The following is a 19,889-nucleotide window of genomic DNA, read 5'->3' as shown; positions in this document are numbered from 1 at the left end:
GATCTCCGCGGCGGGTACGGGATTGCCTGGTCGAGGGGAGGAGATCAGGGTGCGTGAGGTGGGCAATGAGGGACCGGCGGCTTGGACCGTGGAGTGGGACACGCGTGGTGAGGTGGTGTTTCCTCAGCGTCGGCGGTCGCTTTACTGGCGGCTTGCTCTGTTCGGGTTTCTGACCCTGAGCTCGAGCTTCCAGCTGATGGACAACCTCCGCGACGAGAACGAGTCGACGTTCATCACCGTTGTTTCGGCGGTCGCGCCGCCAATCTGGTGCATCTTCTTCGGCTACACGATCTGGCAGGTGCTCACGCGCCGTCCCGTCATCCATATCGACAGCATCGGTGTCCAGTACGGACGCAGCAAACGAACTCGGCTGCCCTGGGACAGGATCGCGACCATCAGCGACCCCGTAGGACGTTGGCTCTTTGCGTGCGTAAATGTGCGCCCGGTTGACGGCAAGCCTCGTCGGCTGCCGATCTCGCACATGCATGTTGCCGATCTTCGTCCGTTCGCGCTGTGGTTGCGAAGCAGAGTAGAGGAGCAACGTGCCCTCGCCGGCGTAGTACCTGAAGATCAAGGCAATAGCGCACGGCGCACGGAATTGTGGCGCAGAGGAGACGTGTAGGCGATGCGTGCCTATCTGCTCACTGCTCCGCGCTGGGTTCTGTGTCTGGTGTACGGGCTGCCGTTCGGCGCGATCATCACGATCGGCATCCTCTGGGACAACTCGTCCGGGGCGCTGGAGGTCGTCTTGTTCGGCCTGATCGCCGGACTGCTGTACGGCGTCGGAGGGACGATCGTCAACGAAAAGCCGCGGCGCGAGGTACGGGCGCTGATGGGTGAGGTCCGGCGCAAGCAGTTCCCCATAGTCTTCCGCGCTGCACGGCGTGGGGCGGTACCGGCCGATCCCGATGTTCGCGCGGCTGCGTCGAGACTAGCCGCTCACGACTCGTCCAAGGCGATCCTCGGCGTGGCAATCGGTAGCCCCCTCACCGCCCTGATGATCGCGGCCGCAGTCACCCAGAGCGACTCCCCACGATTCCCACTCTTCACTGGCTTGGCTGCGTTGCTTGTCGTCCTCATCGCGTACCAGGGCTATCAATGGCGGCACCTGAAGCGACGCGTCAAGCTGCTCACGCCGACCAATGACTTGATCTGAGGCCGACTAGATAAACCTGCGCTCGGACGGCCGAGACCGCAGCCGATCTGTGAGCCGTCCCCCCGAACACCTGGGGGAGACTGACCGCGGCGCTCAGACTTTGCGCGGGCGGCGGCCTCCTGCTGACCTCGGGTGCCGGATTGCGGCGGCGACCGGCTTCATGGGCCGCCGGGTCCGTAGTTGAAGGGCTGGGTGAGCTGTGCTGTGGCGCTGGCGCCGGCATGCAAGCCTGCGCCCGGGGGCCTGCTTGACTGGGCACGTGAGCGAAGCCCGACTGATTCTCACGTGTGGATTGCCCGGGGCGGGCAAGACCACGCTTGCCAGGCAATTGGCGGCGGACCGGAACGCCGTACGTCTCACGAAGGATGATTGGCTGTGGGCTCTCGGCCCCACTCCGTGGGCCACGACAACCCAGGCCAAGGTGAACAAGGAACTCTGGCAGCTCGCCCAAGAGATTGTCCGCCTGGGCCTTAGCGTTGTCCTTGACTTCGGGTTCGCGGCGCGAAGCGAGCGTGACGAGGTGCGATCCGTAGCTCGTGCCCTTGGCGTCGGTGTCGAACTGCACTTCCTCGATGCGCCAGTGGACGAACTTTGGCGGCGCATCGAGACCAGGAACTCGAAGCCACCTTGGGACAGTGCACCCATCAGCCGCGCCCATCTCGACGAGTGGGCCACCCTCTTTCAAGCACCCGATGCTGCCGAGCTCGCATTGTTCGACCTCCCACCAAACTCGGAATGTGCCATTGCAGGCGGCGATGCCATCAAACCGTCCACGAACTGATGACGTGCAGCGCACCACAGAACGCGCCATGACGGCGGGTTACCTGTCGGAGCTGATGTCGCGGGAATGGCTCGCCGACCTCACCACGGGCCCTTCCTCGCCACAGTGACGCTCTGCATCGTCGTTGCAGACATGGCACTCTAGGCCTCTGTGGAGGTGCTCTCACTATGCCAATGTCGATGTCACTGGTCGGCGTCTGTGCCGCAGTTCACGTCGGCTAGAGATAACCTGTGCGCCTCTTGACGCTGGAAGTTGCAAGTGTTGCCGTCTGAAGTTGGTCGATGATGCGGGTGGCCTGGCGCTGATGATTCCTGGGCCATGGCTTCGAGCATTACCCGCCCACACCATTCAAGCGCTCAGGGGCGACGTTCCTGACTGCCGGGGCGCAGAACACTGCCGGGGATCCAGGTCACGTGACCATCGGCATCGCGGACTCGCCCGAGCCACTGGCCGTCTTCAAGGATCCAGGCGTCGAGCACGCCGGAGAGCCAACCGCTCGGATGCTCCACTGGCTTGGCGGGGTTGACCAGTCGGACTTTTTTGGCGGACCGGGGCCCGTGCGCGTCGAACTGCAGGTCGAGGTCGACCTTCATCTGTTCGGCCGCGTCGGCGTCGGCGAGGCCATTGGCGCGCCAGCCGTTGACTGCGCCGTCCCATACTCCGTAGGTGCCGTCCCCGTCGTTCGACGGTCGCACCGTGAACCGTCCAAGCATGAGGCCACGATAGCTCATCTTCGAACATATGTTCTACTCTTGGCCTCAACGGGAGGAAGCTGGAAGACCCGCGACACCGTCGAGGCAATCGTCGGCGCGGTGACCGGGCCGCTGCAGCGACCTGAGGTGCTCGTCGTCGGGCGGTATCGCGGGAGGAGCTCGAGATAATCGGCCGGACGGTGAAGCTAATCGACGCACAGTCGGTGGCGATCGGGAAGCTGCTCAAGCCGGCCGGGGCCCGTCACCCGTGGCCGGACCAGATCAGCACGCACTGGGGGGAGGGGTAGCAAGAGGCCGATCCTGAAGGTCCGCTCGGCAGCGGTGGTCTAGGTCGCCGCCGGAGGATCTACCGACACCGCAAGCGAATGATTACTGCGTAGCCGTCCGGCTAGGTCGCCCCAGTTGAAGTCCGCCCACGAACAGTCGCGATGCTCGGAACGTTTCCGACGGTCTCCGGAGGGGGTACGGAACTCTCATGGAGCCCACCGCACCCCATTCCCAGGCCGATCCCTACGGCATCTCGACACGAACAGCGCGGAGCATCGGGACGCTCACCGTGGCGGCGTCTGTTGACGAGGTCGTGCGCGCGGTCGAGGAGTTCTCACAGACGATCGAGCAACCACGAATGGTGAGCTTGTCCCTAGCCGGCGCGGAGTTCAAACGGAGTATGAACCTCCGTACCTGGGGCCTGCGGATCACCCTGAAGTTCCGCTCGCTGGGATCAGACCAGACGCGGATCACTGCCAAGAGCAGGCCCAGGTTCCCCACCACCCTTATGGACGGGGGCCAGGGAGAAGTCGACCTTCGATTCCTGTTCGACATGATCGCGGTGGAGTTTCCCTCAGGCGAGACAGATCAGCATTCCTAGTAGTGACCAGCTGCGCGGCATCACTCATGAGGCACGGCCTGGGTTTGTTGTGTAAGTCCTGCAACCGCGCCGTCCGAAAGATGCGGCTGACGACGGCATCAGGGAGCATGCAAGATGCGCAAAACGCCGGACGTTCCGAGCTGGCTGGTCGGGCTGCTTTCGGGGCTGTTCTACGGAGTAGCGTTCGGCCTGGGAGTGCGGTACCTGGCGCCGGTCGGATGGACGACGGCGGTGATCGCAGGCGCGGTCGGAGGCCCTCTTTTCGGACTGATGATGTTCGCTGTCGCCGAGAAGACGAACCATTTTCTCAAGCCCGCGGCGGGACTCACTCGTGAGCAGAATGTTGCGGCGCTCCGCGCAGCTCAATGGGGACCTGTACCTACCGATCCGGTGATTCGCGCAGCTGCGTTGGTGTTCGCGCAGCGGCAGTTGAAGTGGATCGGGGCTACCTGGATTCGTGTCCTGCTGGGCTTCGTCCTGCTGTCCGCTGTGCTGAGCTTGGTACTGGACATTCTCGACGACGACCGCGGGTGGTGGCCACTGATTCCACGTGTCGGCACCGTTCTGGTCCTTGGCTTCTTCGCATTCCAACCCAGTCTTCTCCGTCGCCGCGTCAAAGCCCTGTCAGCCGACGGCGCCGACTGAGCTGGAGACGCGGGTGCCGGGCCGCTGGGGCCGCGCGGCGGGTCGAGATCGAAGGCGCTGGCCGATCGAGAGCGCCTTGCGGGAAGTACGTCGGACGTGGGAGGCGTTCTGCTGGAGCTGATGTCGCGGAGTTCAGCCGGGCTCGGCTTGAGATCTCGTGACGTGGGCTGTTGCGGCTCGTTGAACCGGGTGTCAGTCCAGAAGTGTGCTGCCCGGCTCGAGCGAATGCGAGCGGTTCATGGGGGTCGTGAACAACCTCAGCGCGGCGAGGCGACGACGCGTCGGTGATGATCGGTATCGCTGCACGGCATGTCAGCGGGTGGTCCGGCGATGGAGCCCTGAGCGCTGGTGGCTGGAGATGATCGACGAGTCTCCGGTTCGTCCGGAGTCGTGCCTGAAGTGCCAGTCGTCGAGCTGGTCGCAACCGTCGGTGACGTCGACCGGAGTCGGCTTGTCCGCCTGATGCCGGTAGCCGCGGCGCTCGGTACACGTTGTGGCGTGGACCGGAGAAGTGATCCGCTACCCCGGCGCACAGGGCGCACGCGGATCCGTGTTGGCCGGGCGGAGGGAGAACCGCACCTCCGTCCGGTCGCCGCCCAGGCCGGATGTCCGGCAGCGGACCTCAACGTGCCGGCGTACAGGCGCTGTGTGTGGTCCTGGGTGTAAGTACGGCGGGTCAGTCGTTTTGCTCGTTGCGCCAGGAGATCCAGCGGCGGATGGTGTCGAGGTCGTAGTCGGGGCCGCTGGTGGTGACGGTGAAGAGGCTGACGCCGAGCTCACGCAACGGTGGGCCGGCCTCCCAGGGATCGCCTCCGGTGTGGACGGAGATTTCGATCGTCGAGAAGTCACGGTCGATCTCGGCGCAGTAGCGTTCGAGCAGACCGAGCTTGCGGACCAGGTCCTCGCCCTCGGCGAACGTGTTCCAGATGTTCGCGTGCTGGGCGACGACGCGGAGCATCTTCTGCTCACCGCCGCCGGCGACGAGGATTGGCATCGGGCCCATCGGTGACGGGTTCAGCGCGGCGAGCCGCTTCTCGATCCGCGGCAGGGCGGCAGCGAGATCGGCGATCCGTCGACCGGGCGAAGGGAAGTCGTAGCCGTACTCGCGGAACTCACGCTCCTTGAAACCGGCACCGATCCCCAGGACGACCCGACCACCGCTGATGTGGTCGACGGTCCTGGCCATGTCTGCCAGCAGATCGGGATTGCGGTAGCTGTTGCAGCTAACGAGCACTCCGAGACCGATCCGGGTGGTCTGCTCGGCCCAGGCGCCGAGGATGGTCCAGCCTTCGAAGTGTGGGCCGTCGGCGTTCTTGCCCAGGGGGAAGAAGTGGTCCCAGGTGAAGAGGATGTCCGCGCCGGCGTCCTCGACCGCGGCCGCGGCGCGCCGGATGTCGGCGTACGCCGCTCGCTGTGGCGCGACCTGAGCGCCGATTCGGACGGGTTTCACGGAGGGCTCCACCACTTTCGGCTCGCAGACGCTTTATGGCGTAAAGCTAGCATGCCTCAGGTGTACGGTGATCCGGTGAGCAGGAATTCTCCGGATGCGTCGAAGCCCACGCTGTCGGCGGCGCAGATCCTGAAAGTAGCGGTGTCGCTCGCCGATCGCGAAGGGCTGGAGTCGGTGTCGATGCGCCGGCTGGGGCGTGAACTGTCGGTGAGCCCGATGGGGTTCTACTGGCACTTCAAGGACAAGGACAGCCTGCTCGACGCGATGACCGAATCGGTGATCGCGATGGGTCGGTTCGACGATCTGCCGGGAGCAGCCTGGGACGAGAGGCTGCGCCGGGTCCTGCTCGCGCTGGTGACCCAGCTTCGCGACCATCCGTGGGTGGGCCGGCTGGTGATCGAGCGGCTAGTTCCGTTGCCCAGGTTCATGGCCGCACTGGAGATCATGCTCGACAGCGCCCGGCAGGCCGGTCTTAGCCCGCAGGACGGCGCGACGCTGATCCAGCTCGCGACGCAGTCCGCCGTGGCGCTCGTCGAGCACGCGCCGGATCTCAGGACGAAGCCGCCGAAACAGTCGAGCCAGTACGCCGCGGAGCGCGACGAACTCGCCGAGCTGGCCTCCGAGCAGTACCCGAACATCCGGGCCGCGGCAGAACCGTTGACCGGTCGGCAGAACGTCGAGGACTACTACCGGCTGGGCATCGACATGATCGTCCTCGGCATCGGCGCCGTCGCGGACCGGTCGAACCCGCCCTCGTAGTCCATCGGGACGAACAAGCCGACGATCCCCGCCGAGGTCCCGTGTCTGAATCCACGCTCGACGACGGCTTGAACTTTACGGCGTACGGTGGTGTAGTGGCTTTACGCCGTAAATGACTATCCCGGGGGAATGCGATGCCCGTTCACACAGAGAACGACGCCCGCCTGTCCGACGCGGTGCGGACCGCATGGCGATCTCTGCGCCGCTCGGGCCTGCTCGCGCCGGAGCTGCCGCCGATCCTGTTCATCGCGGTCGCCAACAGCACAGGCTTCTGGTGGGGGATGGGGGCCGGAGTCGTGGTGCTCGTGTGCATCGCGGTGGTGGCGCACCGTCGGCGGTGGTCGAAGGCGACGGTCATCAGCGGCGCCGTCGGGCTCACCATCGCGGCGACCATCGCGCATGTCACCGGGGTGGCCGCGAGCGGCCTCGTCGCCGACATCTGCATCGACCTGGCGCTGGGCAGCATCCTCGTCGGATCTGTCGCCGTACGACGCCCTCTGTTCGCACTGCTGTGGGGCCTCGTACGCCGTCGATCGCTGCTGCGTCAGGTCGATCGTCGCGCCCGGGCTGCCTACAACTTCACGACCATGGCAGCCGGGGCCGCCCTGGTGGTGCGTGCGGTCGCGCTGAGCGTCGTTTACCTCAACGAGGAACCTGTCGCTTGGCTGCTGACCGTCAGGATCGCCCTGGGTTTGCCCGTGACGCTTGTCGTCATCGCCGCCGCGTACGCCGCCGGTGGTATCGAGAACACTCGTGCAGTCAGGGAAGAAGAGGACTGACGATGCCCCACTTCCTCATCCGCAGCTTCGCCGCCGCAGGCGTCGCCGACCTCGACGATCCAGGCCTCGACGAACAGCACTGGTCCTACACCGATCCGTACGCCGCAACCATGATCGCGCGTGGCCCGACTCTGGACAGCGAGCGCCGCGAGTGGACCGGCAGTATCCACATCCTCGAGCTGCCCGACCTCGACGCGGTCAAGAGATACATCGAGAACGAGCCGTACCACCGCGCCGGCGCATACCGACAGCACCGCGTATGGCGCTTCGACGACCTGCTGGGCCGCACGATGGGGGACACCGCACACATCGCCAATCACACCCGGTACTTCGTACTCACCGCCGAGGACCAGCGCACAGCGCCGCACGGGCGCGCCGTGCACACTCGGAGTACGTCTGAAGGCGTGATCCTTCTCGGAAGGCTGCGCTTCCCCAACACCAGCACTCCTCAAGGCGTCGCGTTGGCCGCACAGGTTCCCTCCCGGGGTCACCTGGAGGCGGTGCTGGAAGAGACGATCGGTCCGCCTGCCGTCTCGAGGAGCATCGAGGTGATCGACTGGGAATTCGGCGGACGCCGCTAACGGTCGGCAACTTGAGTCACGGCCGTCGACCGCGACGTTCAGTGCCTTTTCGTTGCGGACGGCGTCGATCGCAACCGAAGCGTGGCGGGCGAGGAGGTTCACGAACTGGATTGCGCGATCGACGGTCCGGTGCCGGCCGCGATCTGGGCGGGGTACATCTCGATCAAGTCGGGATCGGTCTGAGCCCCGGCTCCGGCCGCCGATTCCGGGTGGTCAGTGCTCTCGCCGCCGCCGTACAGCCCACGGTGCATAGTCACGCGACGGCCAGGGAGACCCGGCGGCGGGCCGAGGTGCGGCACCTCGACCTGGAGGAGCTGCCGAGCGCCGTGGGCGCAGTCGATGAACAGATCGAATCCCTCGGCGGCGTCGACGTCCTGGTGGCCAACAGCGGTACGGGAACCAGCAAGCTCGCCATCGACCTCGAGTACGACGAGTGGCGCAAGGTGATCAGCGTGGATCTAGACGGGGCTTGCTGTGCCTGCGACTGGCCGCACGGCGGATGAACGAGCAGGGCCGCGGTGGCCGGCTGATTGCTGTGACCAGCGTGCACGAACACCAGCCGCGCGTCGGGGCGGCGCCGTACGACGCGGCAAAGGGCGGGCTCGGGCTACTGATGAAGACGTTGGCGCTCGAGTTGGGTGAGCATTGGGATCACTGCCAACTCGGTTGCGCCGGGGGAGATCGCCACCCCGATGACCGGCCAGACCGATGAGGATCCGCACGGCAAGAATCGTCCTGGTGTGCCGCTCGGCCGTCCTGGTGATGTTCGGGAGATTGCTGCGGTGATCGCGTTCTTGGCGTCGCCGAGGGCGTCGTACGTGACCGGCGCGAGCGTCGCTGTCGATGGTTGAATGCTGCAGATGGGGCCGATGGCCGGGAGCCACCTGCAGGTTTCGTCCTGGCGGCGTCCGTAGCAGGTCGCGTTGATGTAAATCCGCCTCCGGTGCGAGTACCTCGCTAGAGGTGCCGATTTGTGTCCGTCTCAGGTGATGGGGCATCGGTGCGGATCGGCAGTCGGCCATTGGACCGCTCGACGCCCTGGCTGGCTCCTTGAAGCTGGCTGGCGAGCCGCGATCTGATGAGCGATTGCTCCAGTTCGCGAGCTGGAGGTACGGCGCCGAGTGGCTCTCCGCCGCGTGCGCCGTATCGCTCGCGATAGGCAGCGACCTCTCGGACAAGGTCGCGTAACTCGTCGGGTTCCCGTTCAAACGACTGCGCCTTCACGGTCTTGTACCAAGGAGCGGCTTTCTCCTCTGCCTGCTCGGCCAGCCAGTCGGCGCGTTGGGAGATGAGGGATTCGAGTTCTCGGAGCGGGGCAATGAAGGCTGGATCGGTGATCGTTGTTGTTGGGCGGACGAGGCCGGCGACGAGTTGTTGTGGTTGCCGTCGGCGTCGATCGGTTCGGCTGACGAGGCGCTCGACTCGGGCGTGGAGGACGGCTGCGAGGTCGCGGGCGTCGTCGAGGGTGGCTTGGTTGACGGCTTTGTGGAAGGTCGTTTTGGGGTCGAGGCCGGCGGATTCGGCTCGACGGAGGGCGGCGAGGAGGGGGCCGTAGGCGGGGGAGGCTCGGAGTTCGGCGCGGGCGCTGGGATCGAGGGTTGAGGTGTCGATGGTGGTGCGGTAGCGCTGGCCGGCGGCGATCTGGCAGAGGTGTTCGTGGATGGGGACGAGTTGGCTGAGGTTGGTGGCGTTGTCGAGTTCGGCTTGCATGGTTTCGTGGGCGGACTTTTCGATGCCTTCTTGTTCGAGGACGGTGGCGAGGACCTCGTACATGCTCTCCGGCGTCTGCGGTTCGTGAAGGTCGCCGGCTGGTTCGTGGGTGGCGATGTAGGCGCGGTTGGTGGTGCGGCCGCGGGTCATGCCGACGTAGAGGAGTGGGCGGGTCATGCGTTCGGTGACGACGAGGTGGGCGGTGTCGACGGTGATGCCTTGGGCGCGGTGGACGGTGGTGGCGTAGGCGAGTTCGACGGAGTTCGTGACGTAGGCGGCGGGGAGGGTGATGGTTTGGTGGTTGGTGTCTTCGACGGTGAGGGAGCCGTCGTTCCAGCGGCGTACGACGTTGAAGGTGCTGCCGTTGCGGACGAACTGGTTGTTGCCGTAGGTGAGGTGGCGGTTGTTGAGGCGGGTGACGATGCGGTCGCCGACGCCGGCTTGGTTGCCGTCGGGGAGCGGTACGCCGTTGGGTTCGACTTCGCCGGTGGTGATGCGGTCGAGGCGGGCGCGGGCGTTGAGGCGGATCACGGTGGTGTTGTCGGCGGCGATCAGGAGGCTGGTGAGGTTTCTGCGGGTGTCGGTGAGCCAGGCGGAGTAGGCGTTGATTTCGCAGTCGTCGGGTGTGCCGGCGGTGAGGCGTTTGTGGTCGTCGTAGGTTTCGATGACGCTGAGGTCGCCTGATCGGAGGGCGAGGCTGGCGTCGCGTTCCCAGTCGTGGGTGAAGCGCCAGACTTCCTGGAGGCTTGCAGCTTCGGTCTCTTTGGCGACGAGACGGAAGGCGCCAGCGGTGTCGATGGCGCCGAGTTGGGCGTCGTCTCCGACGAGGAGGAGTTTGGCGCCGGCTTTGGAGGTTTCGCGGGCGAGGGTGGCCAGTTCCATGGTTCCGGCCATGGAGGCTTCGTCGACGATGACGAGTTGGTTGGGGTGGAAGCGCCAGTGGTCGGCTTCGGCGCGGAGCGCTGCGAGGCTGGTGAGGATGCGCTGCTGGCGGCGTTTGCGTCGAAGTTGCTCGGCGATTCTGGCTGCGCGTTCGAGATTGGCGATGCGTTGGTTGCGTTGTTCGGCTCCGAGGCCGACGGCTTCGTGGATCCACTTGGCGAGGTTGTCGGTCGGGATGCTGAGGCTGCCGGACAGGACGTCGGCGGCGGCGCTCGATGGCGCAATGCCGATGACCGAGGACGGGCCGTGCCTTGTCTGCCAGGCTTCTTGGAGACTTGCTAGAAGGCTGGTTTTGCCGGTTCCTGCAGGGCCGACGAGGGCTTCGAGTCGCTGGCCGCTGTTAAGGAGCCGCGTGAGTGCGTCGCGTCGATCAGTGGTCAATCCGCTGACGTCTTCGAGCTTGATTGAGACGGTCGGGCCGGTGCAGTCTTGGGCCAAGTCCAGCAGCAGGCGTTCGGCGCCGAGGACGACGGGTGATGTGAAGATCGCGCCGTTGTGCATTCGGTAGACGCTCTCCCCTTGGAGTCGTTCGCCAGGCAGGTCGACTAGGTCGCCCGGGGTGAGGCTGATGGAGTGGTGCTCTGCCCTGTCGGCGATGGCTTCCAATGCGGCCAGGCGGTCTTTGGTTGTGGCGAGGCGAAGAAGCCGTGTCTGCCGTGCGGCCTCGGCCAGGATGTTCCAGCGGGTCCAGGTGGCGCGCCTGGCTTGGAGGGCGAGGACGACCGTGGCGCCGTAGGCATCCAGGGTCTGAGGACTGAGGTCTGCGTGCGTCAGCAGTCGATCTGGGACGTCTTTTAGGCAATCGGCGAGGGCTGTTCTGGCGTTGGTGCCGAGCGCGAGATCTGCGCGGCGTCGCCAGCCGACCATGAGGTCGGCGAGAGGCTTGGCCAAATGCTTGGGAGGGCGGTTCATCAGTGTTGCCTGCTGCCTGAGCGCGTACATCTCCTGCCGTGAAGGAGTGCTCGGGCGTTGCGAGAGGAGGTGCTCGAGGTTCGACTCGATCTGTTCGGTTCGCGACGAGAACTCGCGCAGCAGTTCGTCGGGGACGCCGGTGATTTCGAACGCCGGATTGCGTTGCTCGCCGCGGTCTCGAAGGTCCCAGTCGACGCCGAGGCGGCGTGTCAGGCCGTCGGCGAGCAGGACGTTGTGGATCTCCGACATGGCGACCGCGGACCTGAACAGGACGCGGCCGTCGAGCGTTTTCCACTGGCCGTCGTTGCTCTGGACGCGGTTGGCGATGACGAGGTGGGTGTGGAGTTGGGGATCGCCGCTGCGGGTGTCCCAGTGGTCGAAGGCGGTCGCGATGGCGCCTCGGGTGTCGATTTGGGCGATGCCGCCGTCGCCGGTGCGGGTGAACACGGCTTGGTCTTGGATCAGGTCGAGGACGTCGTTGACGGCGTCGTAGTGTGCGGCGGTGACCTGTTCCTTTACGCCGACGTCGGCGGTAGCCCACAGCACCGATACTGACTTCACTGGAGAGAAGGTCAGGTCGAAACCGGCCACCGCCTGTCGCGCTCGCACGCGGGCTTCGGTACGTCGTACTTCGGTGATGGCGGCCGAATGGTCTTGCTCGGAGAGGTCTGTCGGAAGATCAGCGATGCGAGCGCGGATCCTGTCCTCCAAGGAGCGATAGACCCGGAACGGCCGGCCGAGTTGTTTGCCGTCGACCGGGTCTTGTGCGCGTCCGAAGAGAGCGGCCATCTGCTCGTCGGTCACCTCGTCACCGGCCTTGATCTCTCCTTTGCCGAGACCCCCAAGGCCGCGTCCGGCCCACCGGCCCGGTGGATAGCCGTCGGCCACGTAATACGCCGTCAGAGGGGTTGCCATCCGGCGGTCGACGTCCGCGGAGGCGATGTGCTTGATGAGGTATTTGTAGCCGTCGCCGGCACTCAACCGGTGGACGCTCAGCACTCTGAGGACCGCGCAGGCCGGTGGCGCAGCTGCTGCTGGAGGAGCGAGTTCTGCAGTGTCAGGTGGTCGACCTGCGTGGCGATCGAGTCGATTGCCATGAGCAAAGAAGCCCGATTCGCGATCACCGATGACGGGCTGTCGAGCTCGATGGAACCGACTGCTTGGCGGAGATCGCTGAGGGCGCGCTGAAGAGAATCAGACCGTTGCCCGCCAAGGCTCTCGATGGATTTCCGTCGACGCCAGAAGCGGAGGCGGCACCGATCCGAGCAGAACCGGTGACCGGATCGACGGTGGGCGAACGTGGCGCCGCAGTCAGCACACGCGGCCGCCCGCCAGGCGACCGGGGCGGTCCGAGCAGGGGAGTGGTGGCACATGTGAGGCTCAACGGCCCGAGCCAAGTGTGCTGGCCTGCCGTTTCGGCAGCTGAAACGCCTTGAATGCAAGAAGTGTGTCGGTGACCCTCCCTTCCCGCCGGGACGCACTCCCGTCATCCGGTCGGCGGACGATCCGTATGGCTGGCTGCCTGGGTCTGTAGGTATCGGTGTTGCAGCCGGCCTCGTCGACAACCGTTGAGCAGGGGAATTCGGTTCTGGGGCAGCGCGGGGTGCGGTCCGCCGCGCGGGCCGCACCCCGCGCTGCGACGGCCACCGGGCTAGTTATCCACAGATTTCTAGATCGTCGCCCGCTGCTGCCACGAACCGGCCAATCCTGTTGGTGACGAAAGGGGAGCACCTTGAACAACACGATGCCGGATAGCAACGATCAGGAACGCGCGGAGGTTGTCGACCTCGTGACTCGAGCTGAGGCAAGTGTCGAGGCACTGGAGACCGGAGCCCCGAACGGCTCTTGGGCGATGACCGCGTTCAGCCGCTACCGCGTCTGCGAGCTCCTGGGGGTTACGCCGTACGAGCCGTACTTCAGCGACCTTACGGACGACCCGGCAGGCCTGTTCGACGAAGCGGCCGGCCTCGTCGATCGGCTCGAGGTGTCGATCGAAGGTCTGAGCTGGCGTCTGGCACTGGCGGACGCGCTGAGGTCGGCTGCCAAAGATGTTCGGATGGTCGCGGATGCGCACGAGGTATGAGGATCTCCTGACGGTCGCGCGTCGCCGGGCCGAAGATTCTGTGGGCCGAGTCAGTACGGATCCGGTCCAGGCCGCCGCAGGGTGGATGGCCGTACTTGCAGCGACACGGCGGCAGATGATCTGGCTCAGGTTCCAGCTGAGGATTCCTGAGATGGGGAAGCCGCCGTCTTACGGAGACCCGGCGTTGATGGCGGTCGCTCAAGCGCTCGGGGCCGCTTCAGATCTCATCGCGGGGCAGGACGCCGGCACGGCGGCCGTGCTGGACGATCGAGAGTCGCTCGTCGCTGCTCGTGCGGTCGTGGCGAACATCGCCTCGATCACAGCCGGGTCTGCGCTGGATGCGATGACGTCGGTCGGCAAACGTCGCCGAACGGCCGAACAGCGCTCCCTGGCGAGGCAGCTGCGATTCGCACGGCGAGAGCTGGAGCCCATCATCGCGCAGCAGAACGGGCGGGTGCTGGGACCGTTGGGCGGGCTGACGGCGGGTATGCCGGACACCGGCAGCAAGATCTGGGAACAGATCGGCTACGCAGCAGCGCAGTGGGAGCGTCTGAGCGAGGAAGTGCCGGCGCGGAGTCTTCTGACGAGGGACCTTCGGTCGATCACTGCGCAGGTTCGCACTGCAGCTGGTCATGGTCGCTACCTCATCAGGGCAGTAGGTGCGTCTGCGGAGCGATTGGGGTTCGGCAGCGAGACGATCAATCACCTGAGGAGTGCCAGCACAGCGCTGCGCCGGAGTGATGCGAGTTCGGTTCGTACGGCGGCCGCTTGGAGCCGCAATCTCTCGGACCTGGGTGGAGCCACCACCCTTCCGGGGGAGGTCGCGTTCGACGAGTTGCACGGCGCGATACGAAGCACGATCGGTAGCCTGGAAGGCGGACTTCGCCCAGTCGCCGAGTTGATTCCCGATCGATGGACTGCGGGCGGGCTGCTCGAGGCAGCCGATGAGCTCGTTCATTCGACGCACCAGGTCGCGCTGATGCAGCAGCGGGCGGTTTTCGACCTTGTCGTCACCGGGCGACTGTTCGTTCCACGGATCCATGCCATCCGGATCGATCCGTCGTTCCAGCACCTTACGACGGCACCGCTGGGCAAGCGGCAGCGGACGTGGGTGAAGGCGGAGCGAATAGACTTCGTACCCGAGCTGACGGAATCCCTTGCAACTGTGACGGATCTGCTCGGTGAAGCAGCGCTGATGTGCAGGCAGCTCGCGGCCACCGATGACGAACGCCGGCCTACGCGGCTCGGACCTCCCACGAGGCCTGGCAGCCCGGATCGAGGCTGGAAGCGTACGGCGCTTTCTCAGCGCTCCGATCAACCCGACCCGAGTCCGGCCGTTGAGCTGCCATGAACGTTGCAGACTCAGGAAGTTCAGGAGGCGCCTCGTCCGCGGTCGATTCGTTGCACGAGATGCTCATCGAGGAGATCCGAAAGCTCCGAACGGCAGACAACTGGAGACGTTGGCTCAAGACCGCGGCGGCCTTCCACGAGTACAGCTTCAGGAACGCAATCCTGATCGCGGCACAGCGACCCGACGCGACTCTGGTTGGTGGCTGGACCACGTGGAAGCACCTCGGCCGGAACGTGTCCAAGGGGGAGAAGGCGATCCGGGTCTTCGCCCCGGTCTTCTCGCGGTCGAAGAAGGTGGTCGATGACAAGGGCGCGATCGCCAGACGTGTCGACCTCGACTTGGCGGACGACTCGGAGACGGCGAAGAAGCGAGCTGGCCGCCGGCTGGTCGGCTTTCGCGTCGCGTACGTCTGGGATGTTTCGCAGACGAACGGCGAGCCGTTGCCAAAGCCGCCCGCTTCTGCGCGACTCGTTGGTCCGGCGCCGACAGGCCTGTGGGAAGGACTGGCGACGTGCGTCGAGGGTGAGGGGTTCCGTCTCTCGGTGGAGTCGACCGGGCGAGCGGGCCGCGATGGCTTCACGGACTTCGAGGCACGGCGGATCGTGGTCTCAGACTCGCTTGGTGAGGCTGCTGCGGTGACGACTTTGGCGCACGAAGTCGCGCACCTGAGGATGCACGATCCCGATGCAGTTGCGTCGTCCGGAAGCGTGATGTGTCGAGGGATGCGAGAGGTCGAGGCCGAGTCCGTTGCCTTCATCCTGCTGGCTCATCACGGTCTGGAGACCGACGGCGAAACCTTCCCGTACGTCGCGGTCTGGGCTGCCACAGTCGACAAGGCAGAGCCGGAGCGGGTGGTGCAGAGGAGCGGCGAGCGAGTTCTGCGGATGGCACGAGAGCTGATCGATCTGACCTCGCAGTACCGGGTCCTCGCCGGCCGAAGGACGCCAGCGAGACATCTGACTCTGGTGCCCGGTGCAGATGCGCCGGCGCCAGATGGTCCGGGGTTCTGAACGTGGGCGGAAATGAGCGAGTGGCCGCGCTGCAGCGAGCGCGGCAACGTCAGGCTCGGATCGAGGCAGCGACTGGGCGGGCGGTGCGGGCGCGTGCTGCGCTCGAGCGTGCGAATCGGTCGCGTGAACTCGCGATCGAGCGGCACAACGAGAAGGTCATTGGCGCCCAAGCAGCGTCCATACGTGAAGCGGCCGATCTGGCGAAAGTGTGCGGCTCGACGGAGGCCGCTGCCGAGATCCTCGGTCTGTCGCTGCGAGAGATGCGGCGACTGCTCAAGTCCGACGTTCCGGAGACTTCCGCGCGTCCGAAACAGGTGTCACCGCGATCCGGACGGCGTGATGCCGACAGTACGGACAGAGGAGGTGGGGATGGACCTCTCGAGTCGTGAGCCACTGTGGAACATCGACGGGGTGGCGGCGTAGACGGACAGGCCGCGCCGTCCTCGGACCCGGCACATCTGACGAGACAGCGCGGCCACTCCCAGGGGTGGCAACACCTGCGCGGGAGGCTTGGAACGGCTGGCCCGGCGCAGCCTCACTGCTACGCCGGGCCAGCCGGTCTTGAGGGTCCCTGCCTGAGCTCGGGGGCCGGCAGGGGATACAGGGGCGCTCAGGCAGGGACCCGTCTGGAGGAGACGGAACCGGTGGAGGGTGCAGCGGTTGCGCTGCACGGAGGGGTGACGACGACGCTCCACCGATCCCGCCCGTTCAAGAGGTGAGCATCAAGACACGGGTGCCGGTGGCCCGCTCGAAGATCTCTCTGAGATTGATAGGGCCGTCGATCGCTAAGAAGTGCAGCGGACTCGGAATGACGACCGCGGCGTCCTCGGTACGGCCGACAAACTCGACCAGCGCTTCCAGCGCGGCGAGCGAAGTAGCGGCCCGCTCGACGTAGGTGTAGCCCATCGAGAATCCTTCGCGCCGGGCGAACACGGCCATCTGAGCCACCAGTTCCTCGACCGCGCCATCGCTGCTCAGCAGATCGCGGCGTACGTACCCGACCAGCAGCGGTCTGGTCACGTCATCGAACAGATCGTCGAGCTCGCTTGACGGAGTCACTCCTCGTCCTGCCAGCGGCGGAACAGATCGTTGAGACGTTTCCAGAGCGCGGCGCTCCACGAGCGCCAACGGAAGCCGATCACGACAGTTCAGCACTCGCGATCACCCCTGCGGCATTCGAGCCGAAGGGGCGTTCCCGGAACGTTACTCATCGACCACGCACCTCCTGCGCGATGTCGCGGAGGATCAACGCGTAGAGCACGGCGGCGATCAGCCAGAGAGTCCACATCTCGGGGATCACCTCACGCCATCCAATTGTTGCGGTTGGCAATTGTCTTGAGCCACACGCGAACGCAAGAGCGCGTATCCGGGTGTTCTGAGGTCGTTCACAGTCCGCTCCCAACTCCTCGCCGACCTGGTCGACGGCGTACCCCAAGGCTGCTGTGCAGGGCGAGGACGTCGCTACTACAGAACGGGACGTATTGGGACGTTTTATGTTAGCCTCATCGGGACGTTTAGGGACCTCTTGAGCGTCACTGAATCGGGGAGTTCGGGTGAACGAGGCTCTGCGGCGCGCGATGTTCGCAGCGAGACTCAGCGATGACGAGATCGCTGCACAGCTCGGCGTCGATGTGAAGACAGTCGGACGGTGGGTGCGGGGCCGTACGCCGAGTGCGCGCCATCGTGGGCCGCTGGCGCGCTTGCTCCGGCTGGAGGAGCCGGACCTGTGGCCCGAGGTTCTGACCCTCCGAGGGGTCCGCGCAACGCCGACCGAGGTTGTAGCGGTCTACCCGCAACGAAATCTGGTCACGCGAGAGGCGTGGATCGATCTCTTCGAATCCGCGGAGGAGCAGATCGACATCCTCGCGTACGCCGCGCTGTTCCTGGCCGAGGACAAGCGCCTTGTTGATCTGTTGGTGTCGAAGGCTGACGGTGGCGTTGTCGTGAATCTCGCCTTGGGCAACCCTCAGGCCGCGGAGGTGCGACACCGGGGTACGGCGGAGAAGATCGGAGAGTCGTTGTCCGCCAAGATCCGGAACGCGCTCGTGCGATACCGGCCGCTGCTCGACCGGCCGGGCGTGACGCTCCGTCTTCACGACACGGTTTTGTACAACTCGATGTACCGGGCAGACGGACAGGTGCTGGTGAATCAGCACGTCTTCGGTCTTCCGGCTGCGCAGGCACCGGTCTTTCATCTCCGCAGGCTCGCAGGCGGCGAGATGTTCGATCTCTACATGGAGAGCATCGCCGAGGTCTGGAGGGCCGCTCGGCCGGATGATGGCTAGTCGACTGAGGACGTTTCGGCGTCACGGGACGTCCTGGAGATGTCCGGTCAGCGCCTGTTCCGTCACTGACCGGAAGTCGTATGGTCGCGGTCATGAGCGGAACGACTTGGGCCAAGGACATCGCCGAAGGCCTTCTGGCTGATTCGCTACCGCGACGGTGGGCGCACGTGCAAGGAGTGGCTGGACGTGCGCGCACTCTGGCCTTGATTCTCGAGGAAGACTCTGAGCTGATCGAGGTGGCGGCCTGGCTGCACGACATCGGCTATGCGCCATCGCTGGTGCGGACGGGATTTCATCCGCTGGACGGTGCCAGGTACCTCCGTGACGACGTGGGGGCCGATGAGGTCGTTTGCCAGTTGGTCGCGCACCACACTGCTGCCGCGATCGAAGCCGAAGAGCGAGGCCTGGGTGAGGAGCTGGCTGAATTCGCGCGTCCGGCGCCGCGACTGCTGAACGCCTTGATCTACTGCGATCTGACGTCTGGGGTTGATGGGTCGATGGTTGACGTCGACGAGCGGCTGGCCGAGATCCTGACGCGATACCCGCCGGAGCACGTCGTACATCGATCGATCACTCGATCGGCGCCACTCCTTCGTGATGCCGCACGAAGTGTCCGTCGGAGCCTGGCCGCGAGCAGCTCAGGTGAGGTGCGGGGTAGGTGATCTCTGGAGGTAGTGCTCGATGCGCATCTTCATCGACCGGTCCATCTTCAGGCTGTCGAGCTTTGCGGTGGCGACCCACTCGACCTTTGTGCTCTCGTCGCTCGGTGTCGGCCTACCGCTGAGAGCGCGGCCCTTGAGTAGGATCGAGAACTCCTGGCGGGCTTCGCCGTTGCTCGTATACAGGATGATGTGTTTCGGGTCGGTGTAGATGCCGATCAGCCCGGTGACTTCGCACTCGATCCCGGTCTCCTCGCGGGTCTCCCTGATCGCGGCTTCGGTCATCGACTCACCGAGGTCGATCGCGCCGCCAGGCACAGCCCAGTTGCCGTTGTCGGACCGTTGGATCACGAGGACCTCGCCGGCCTCGTTCTCGATCACCACGTTCACCGACGGCACCATGCTGTTCGCCGGGGGAGCTTCCGGATCGTCGTAGTAGTCGATTCTGCGGGCCATCAGTCCTCCGGCAGTGGAGTCGCGGTTTCCCAGACTTTCTCGAAGCTGTCGAAGTAGATGGCCGCGATCTCGCCGCCCGCGACCCTGCGGAGGTGCCACACGGGAGCGATCGGTGCCGGAAATCCGTAGACGTGAGTGTTGACGAGGGCGATCTCGTCCGAGCGGTAGATCGAGTTGTAGAGGACGGTGCGATGCATCCGGAACTCCACGCCACCAGTTTTGCGGAGGGTCTCGTACAGAACGATCGCGTTGCGGATCTTCGCCGCCATCGCATCGCCGACACCCTCTTGCTGGCCGCGGTCGTTGATCTGCTCGTCGTCCGGATCCCCGACCAGGAAGCGCACCCGGACGCCGGCCGCCGCCTTCTTGCGGATGATGCTGAGCAGTCCGCGGTCCTCGGCCAGGAAGAGCCCGGCGTACACCAGGACGCCGATCTCTTCCTCGGCGTTCTCGAACAGGCGTCGCCAGACCTCGCGGGGGACCTCGGTACGGTGTGGGTAGACGGCCAGGATTTCGCTGGCAGAGGCCGTGGTGACCTGGTCGCGGGGGATCGCGTCGGGCCACAAGAAGGCTTCGTCGACTCCCAATCGAGTGGCGACCTGGTAGCGACTCGTGCGGTGCGGGATTCGCCCCTTGATCCACCGCTCGACGGTCTTGGTGTCAACCTCGACCTCGGACGCGAGCGCACTCGGAGTCAAACCGTTCTCCAGGAGCGCGGTCCGGAGTCGTTCGTTGGTCATGCACCTAAC

General features: G+C 65.5%; 20 protein-coding genes and 1 pseudogene. 15 read left to right on the top strand and 6 right to left on the bottom strand.

The window, feature by feature from the left end; genetic code table 11:
• The first annotated feature begins 49 nt into the window (after positions 1-49).
• The 3 genes from ACYVIO_RS41965 (at position 50) to ACYVIO_RS41955 (ending at position 1,937) form a co-directional block, all read left to right on the top strand.
• Complete coding sequence (locus tag ACYVIO_RS41965; protein ID WP_460656609.1) at positions 50-622, top strand: hypothetical protein; 573 nt, start codon at positions 50-52, stop codon at positions 620-622.
• Between the two features lie 3 nt (positions 623-625).
• Positions 626-1,156: a hypothetical protein gene (locus ACYVIO_RS41960; protein WP_460656608.1), complete on the top strand. Its 531-nt coding sequence runs from the start codon at positions 626-628 to the stop codon at positions 1,154-1,156.
• A gap of 259 nt (positions 1,157-1,415) precedes the next feature.
• Positions 1,416-1,937 carry an AAA family ATPase gene (locus ACYVIO_RS41955; protein WP_460656607.1) on the top strand — a complete coding sequence of 174 codons (522 nt, stop codon included), beginning with the start codon at positions 1,416-1,418 and terminating at the stop codon, positions 1,935-1,937.
• Between the two features lie 356 nt (positions 1,938-2,293).
• On the opposite strand, the gene ACYVIO_RS41950 is transcribed toward ACYVIO_RS41955, so the two are convergent.
• The gene (locus tag ACYVIO_RS41950) at positions 2,294-2,650 is read right to left on the bottom strand and encodes a hypothetical protein (RefSeq protein ID WP_460656606.1); all 357 of its coding nucleotides are present in this window, start codon (positions 2,648-2,650) and stop codon (positions 2,294-2,296) included.
• Positions 2,651-3,125: 475 nt separating this feature from the next.
• On the opposite strand from ACYVIO_RS41950, the gene ACYVIO_RS41945 reads away from it, so the two are divergent.
• Together ACYVIO_RS41945 and ACYVIO_RS41940 are read left to right on the top strand one after the other, a co-directional pair.
• Positions 3,126-3,518, top strand: coding sequence for a hypothetical protein (locus ACYVIO_RS41945; RefSeq protein ID WP_460656605.1), 393 nt, complete (start codon positions 3,126-3,128; stop codon positions 3,516-3,518).
• 114 nt (positions 3,519-3,632) lie between these two features.
• Positions 3,633-4,163, top strand: a complete 531-nt coding sequence (locus ACYVIO_RS41940; RefSeq protein WP_460656604.1) for a hypothetical protein — start codon at positions 3,633-3,635, stop codon at positions 4,161-4,163.
• A 676-nt stretch (positions 4,164-4,839) separates the two neighbouring features.
• On the opposite strand, the gene ACYVIO_RS41935 is transcribed toward ACYVIO_RS41940, so the two are convergent.
• Positions 4,840-5,613, bottom strand: a complete 774-nt coding sequence (locus tag ACYVIO_RS41935; RefSeq protein ID WP_460656603.1) for an LLM class F420-dependent oxidoreductase — start codon at positions 5,611-5,613, stop codon at positions 4,840-4,842.
• Positions 5,614-5,688: 75 nt separating this feature from the next.
• On the opposite strand from ACYVIO_RS41935, the gene ACYVIO_RS41930 reads away from it, so the two are divergent.
• The 5 genes and pseudogenes from ACYVIO_RS41930 to ACYVIO_RS41910 all read left to right on the top strand — a co-directional run bounded on the left by ACYVIO_RS41930 (position 5,689) and on the right by ACYVIO_RS41910 (position 8,583).
• Complete coding sequence (locus ACYVIO_RS41930) at positions 5,689-6,372, top strand: TetR/AcrR family transcriptional regulator (RefSeq protein ID WP_460656602.1); 684 nt, start codon at positions 5,689-5,691, stop codon at positions 6,370-6,372.
• A gap of 134 nt (positions 6,373-6,506) precedes the next feature.
• Positions 6,507-7,151 (top strand): DUF3159 domain-containing protein, encoded by a 645-nt coding sequence (locus tag ACYVIO_RS41925; protein WP_460656601.1) that lies wholly within the window; start codon positions 6,507-6,509, stop codon positions 7,149-7,151.
• Between the two features lie 2 nt (positions 7,152-7,153).
• Positions 7,154-7,732, top strand: coding sequence for a YciI family protein (locus tag ACYVIO_RS41920; RefSeq protein ID WP_460656600.1), 579 nt, complete (start codon positions 7,154-7,156; stop codon positions 7,730-7,732).
• Between the two features lie 41 nt (positions 7,733-7,773).
• A pseudogene (locus ACYVIO_RS41915) lies at positions 7,774-8,444 on the top strand (SDR family NAD(P)-dependent oxidoreductase).
• Positions 8,371-8,583, top strand: a complete 213-nt coding sequence (locus ACYVIO_RS41910; protein ID WP_460656599.1) for an SDR family oxidoreductase — start codon at positions 8,371-8,373, stop codon at positions 8,581-8,583. Before ACYVIO_RS41915 ends, ACYVIO_RS41910 begins: the two are co-directional and overlap by 74 nt.
• A 106-nt stretch (positions 8,584-8,689) precedes the next feature.
• Here ACYVIO_RS41910 and mobF read toward each other — a convergent pair whose 3' ends face one another.
• A complete protein-coding gene (mobF, locus tag ACYVIO_RS41905) occupies positions 8,690-12,295 on the bottom strand; it encodes a MobF family relaxase (protein ID WP_460656598.1) in 3,606 nt (1,201 codons plus the stop codon).
• An 853-nt stretch (positions 12,296-13,148) separates the two neighbouring features.
• Between mobF and ACYVIO_RS41900 the strand changes: the two genes are divergently transcribed.
• The 3 genes from ACYVIO_RS41900 (at position 13,149) to ACYVIO_RS41890 (ending at position 15,740) form a co-directional block, all read left to right on the top strand.
• Complete coding sequence (locus tag ACYVIO_RS41900; protein WP_460656597.1) at positions 13,149-13,379, top strand: PH domain-containing protein; 231 nt, start codon at positions 13,149-13,151, stop codon at positions 13,377-13,379.
• A 151-nt stretch (positions 13,380-13,530) separates the two neighbouring features.
• A complete protein-coding gene (locus ACYVIO_RS41895) occupies positions 13,531-14,730 on the top strand; it encodes a hypothetical protein (protein ID WP_460656596.1) in 1,200 nt (399 codons plus the stop codon).
• A gap of 59 nt (positions 14,731-14,789) precedes the next feature.
• A complete protein-coding gene (locus ACYVIO_RS41890) occupies positions 14,790-15,740 on the top strand; it encodes an ArdC-like ssDNA-binding domain-containing protein (RefSeq protein WP_460656595.1) in 951 nt (316 codons plus the stop codon).
• Between the two features lie 708 nt (positions 15,741-16,448).
• Here ACYVIO_RS41890 and ACYVIO_RS41885 read toward each other — a convergent pair.
• Positions 16,449-16,895, bottom strand: coding sequence for a hypothetical protein (locus ACYVIO_RS41885; RefSeq protein WP_460656594.1), 447 nt, complete (start codon positions 16,893-16,895; stop codon positions 16,449-16,451).
• Positions 16,896-17,440: 545 nt separating this feature from the next.
• On the opposite strand from ACYVIO_RS41885, the gene ACYVIO_RS41880 reads away from it, so the two are divergent.
• The gene (locus ACYVIO_RS41880) at positions 17,441-18,025 is read left to right on the top strand and encodes a phospholipase D-like domain-containing protein (RefSeq protein WP_460656593.1); all 585 of its coding nucleotides are present in this window, start codon (positions 17,441-17,443) and stop codon (positions 18,023-18,025) included.
• Between the two features lie 80 nt (positions 18,026-18,105).
• Complete coding sequence (locus ACYVIO_RS41875) at positions 18,106-18,687, top strand: HD domain-containing protein (RefSeq protein ID WP_460656592.1); 582 nt, start codon at positions 18,106-18,108, stop codon at positions 18,685-18,687.
• Here ACYVIO_RS41875 and ACYVIO_RS41870 read toward each other — a convergent pair.
• Both ACYVIO_RS41870 and ACYVIO_RS41865 read right to left on the bottom strand, forming a co-directional pair.
• On the bottom strand, positions 18,664-19,140 hold the full coding sequence (locus ACYVIO_RS41870) for an NUDIX domain-containing protein (RefSeq protein WP_460656591.1): 477 nt from the start codon (positions 19,138-19,140) through the stop codon (positions 18,664-18,666). The genes ACYVIO_RS41875 and ACYVIO_RS41870 overlap by 24 nt on opposite strands.
• Complete coding sequence (locus ACYVIO_RS41865) at positions 19,140-19,880, bottom strand: helix-turn-helix domain-containing protein (protein WP_460656590.1); 741 nt, start codon at positions 19,878-19,880, stop codon at positions 19,140-19,142. The genes ACYVIO_RS41870 and ACYVIO_RS41865 overlap by 1 nt, the downstream gene beginning before the upstream one ends.
• Positions 19,881-19,889: the final 9 nt, after the last annotated feature.

This window comes from Kribbella endophytica, assembly GCF_054781295.1.
This window is presented reverse-complemented; position numbering and strand designations above follow the sequence as displayed.

Coding starts and splice junctions, on each gene's coding strand:
- ACYVIO_RS41870 (WP_460656591.1), bottom strand. CDS start 19,140: ATGGCCCGCAGAATCGACTACTACGACGATCCGGAAGCTCCCCCGGCG.
- ACYVIO_RS41895 (WP_460656596.1), top strand. CDS start 13,531: ATGGGGAAGCCGCCGTCTTACGGAGACCCGGCGTTGATGGCGGTCGCT.
- ACYVIO_RS41940 (WP_460656604.1), top strand. CDS start 3,633: ATGCGCAAAACGCCGGACGTTCCGAGCTGGCTGGTCGGGCTGCTTTCG.
- ACYVIO_RS41950 (WP_460656606.1), bottom strand. CDS start 2,650: ATGCTTGGACGGTTCACGGTGCGACCGTCGAACGACGGGGACGGCACC.
- ACYVIO_RS41945 (WP_460656605.1), top strand. CDS start 3,126: ATGGAGCCCACCGCACCCCATTCCCAGGCCGATCCCTACGGCATCTCG.
- ACYVIO_RS41875 (WP_460656592.1), top strand. CDS start 18,106: ATGGTCGCGGTCATGAGCGGAACGACTTGGGCCAAGGACATCGCCGAA.
- ACYVIO_RS41865 (WP_460656590.1), bottom strand. CDS start 19,880: ATGACCAACGAACGACTCCGGACCGCGCTCCTGGAGAACGGTTTGACT.
- ACYVIO_RS41900 (WP_460656597.1), top strand. CDS start 13,149: ATGACCGCGTTCAGCCGCTACCGCGTCTGCGAGCTCCTGGGGGTTACG.
- ACYVIO_RS41890 (WP_460656595.1), top strand. CDS start 14,790: ATGCTCATCGAGGAGATCCGAAAGCTCCGAACGGCAGACAACTGGAGA.
- ACYVIO_RS41925 (WP_460656601.1), top strand. CDS start 6,507: ATGCCCGTTCACACAGAGAACGACGCCCGCCTGTCCGACGCGGTGCGG.
- ACYVIO_RS41920 (WP_460656600.1), top strand. CDS start 7,154: ATGCCCCACTTCCTCATCCGCAGCTTCGCCGCCGCAGGCGTCGCCGAC.
- ACYVIO_RS41960 (WP_460656608.1), top strand. CDS start 626: ATGCGTGCCTATCTGCTCACTGCTCCGCGCTGGGTTCTGTGTCTGGTG.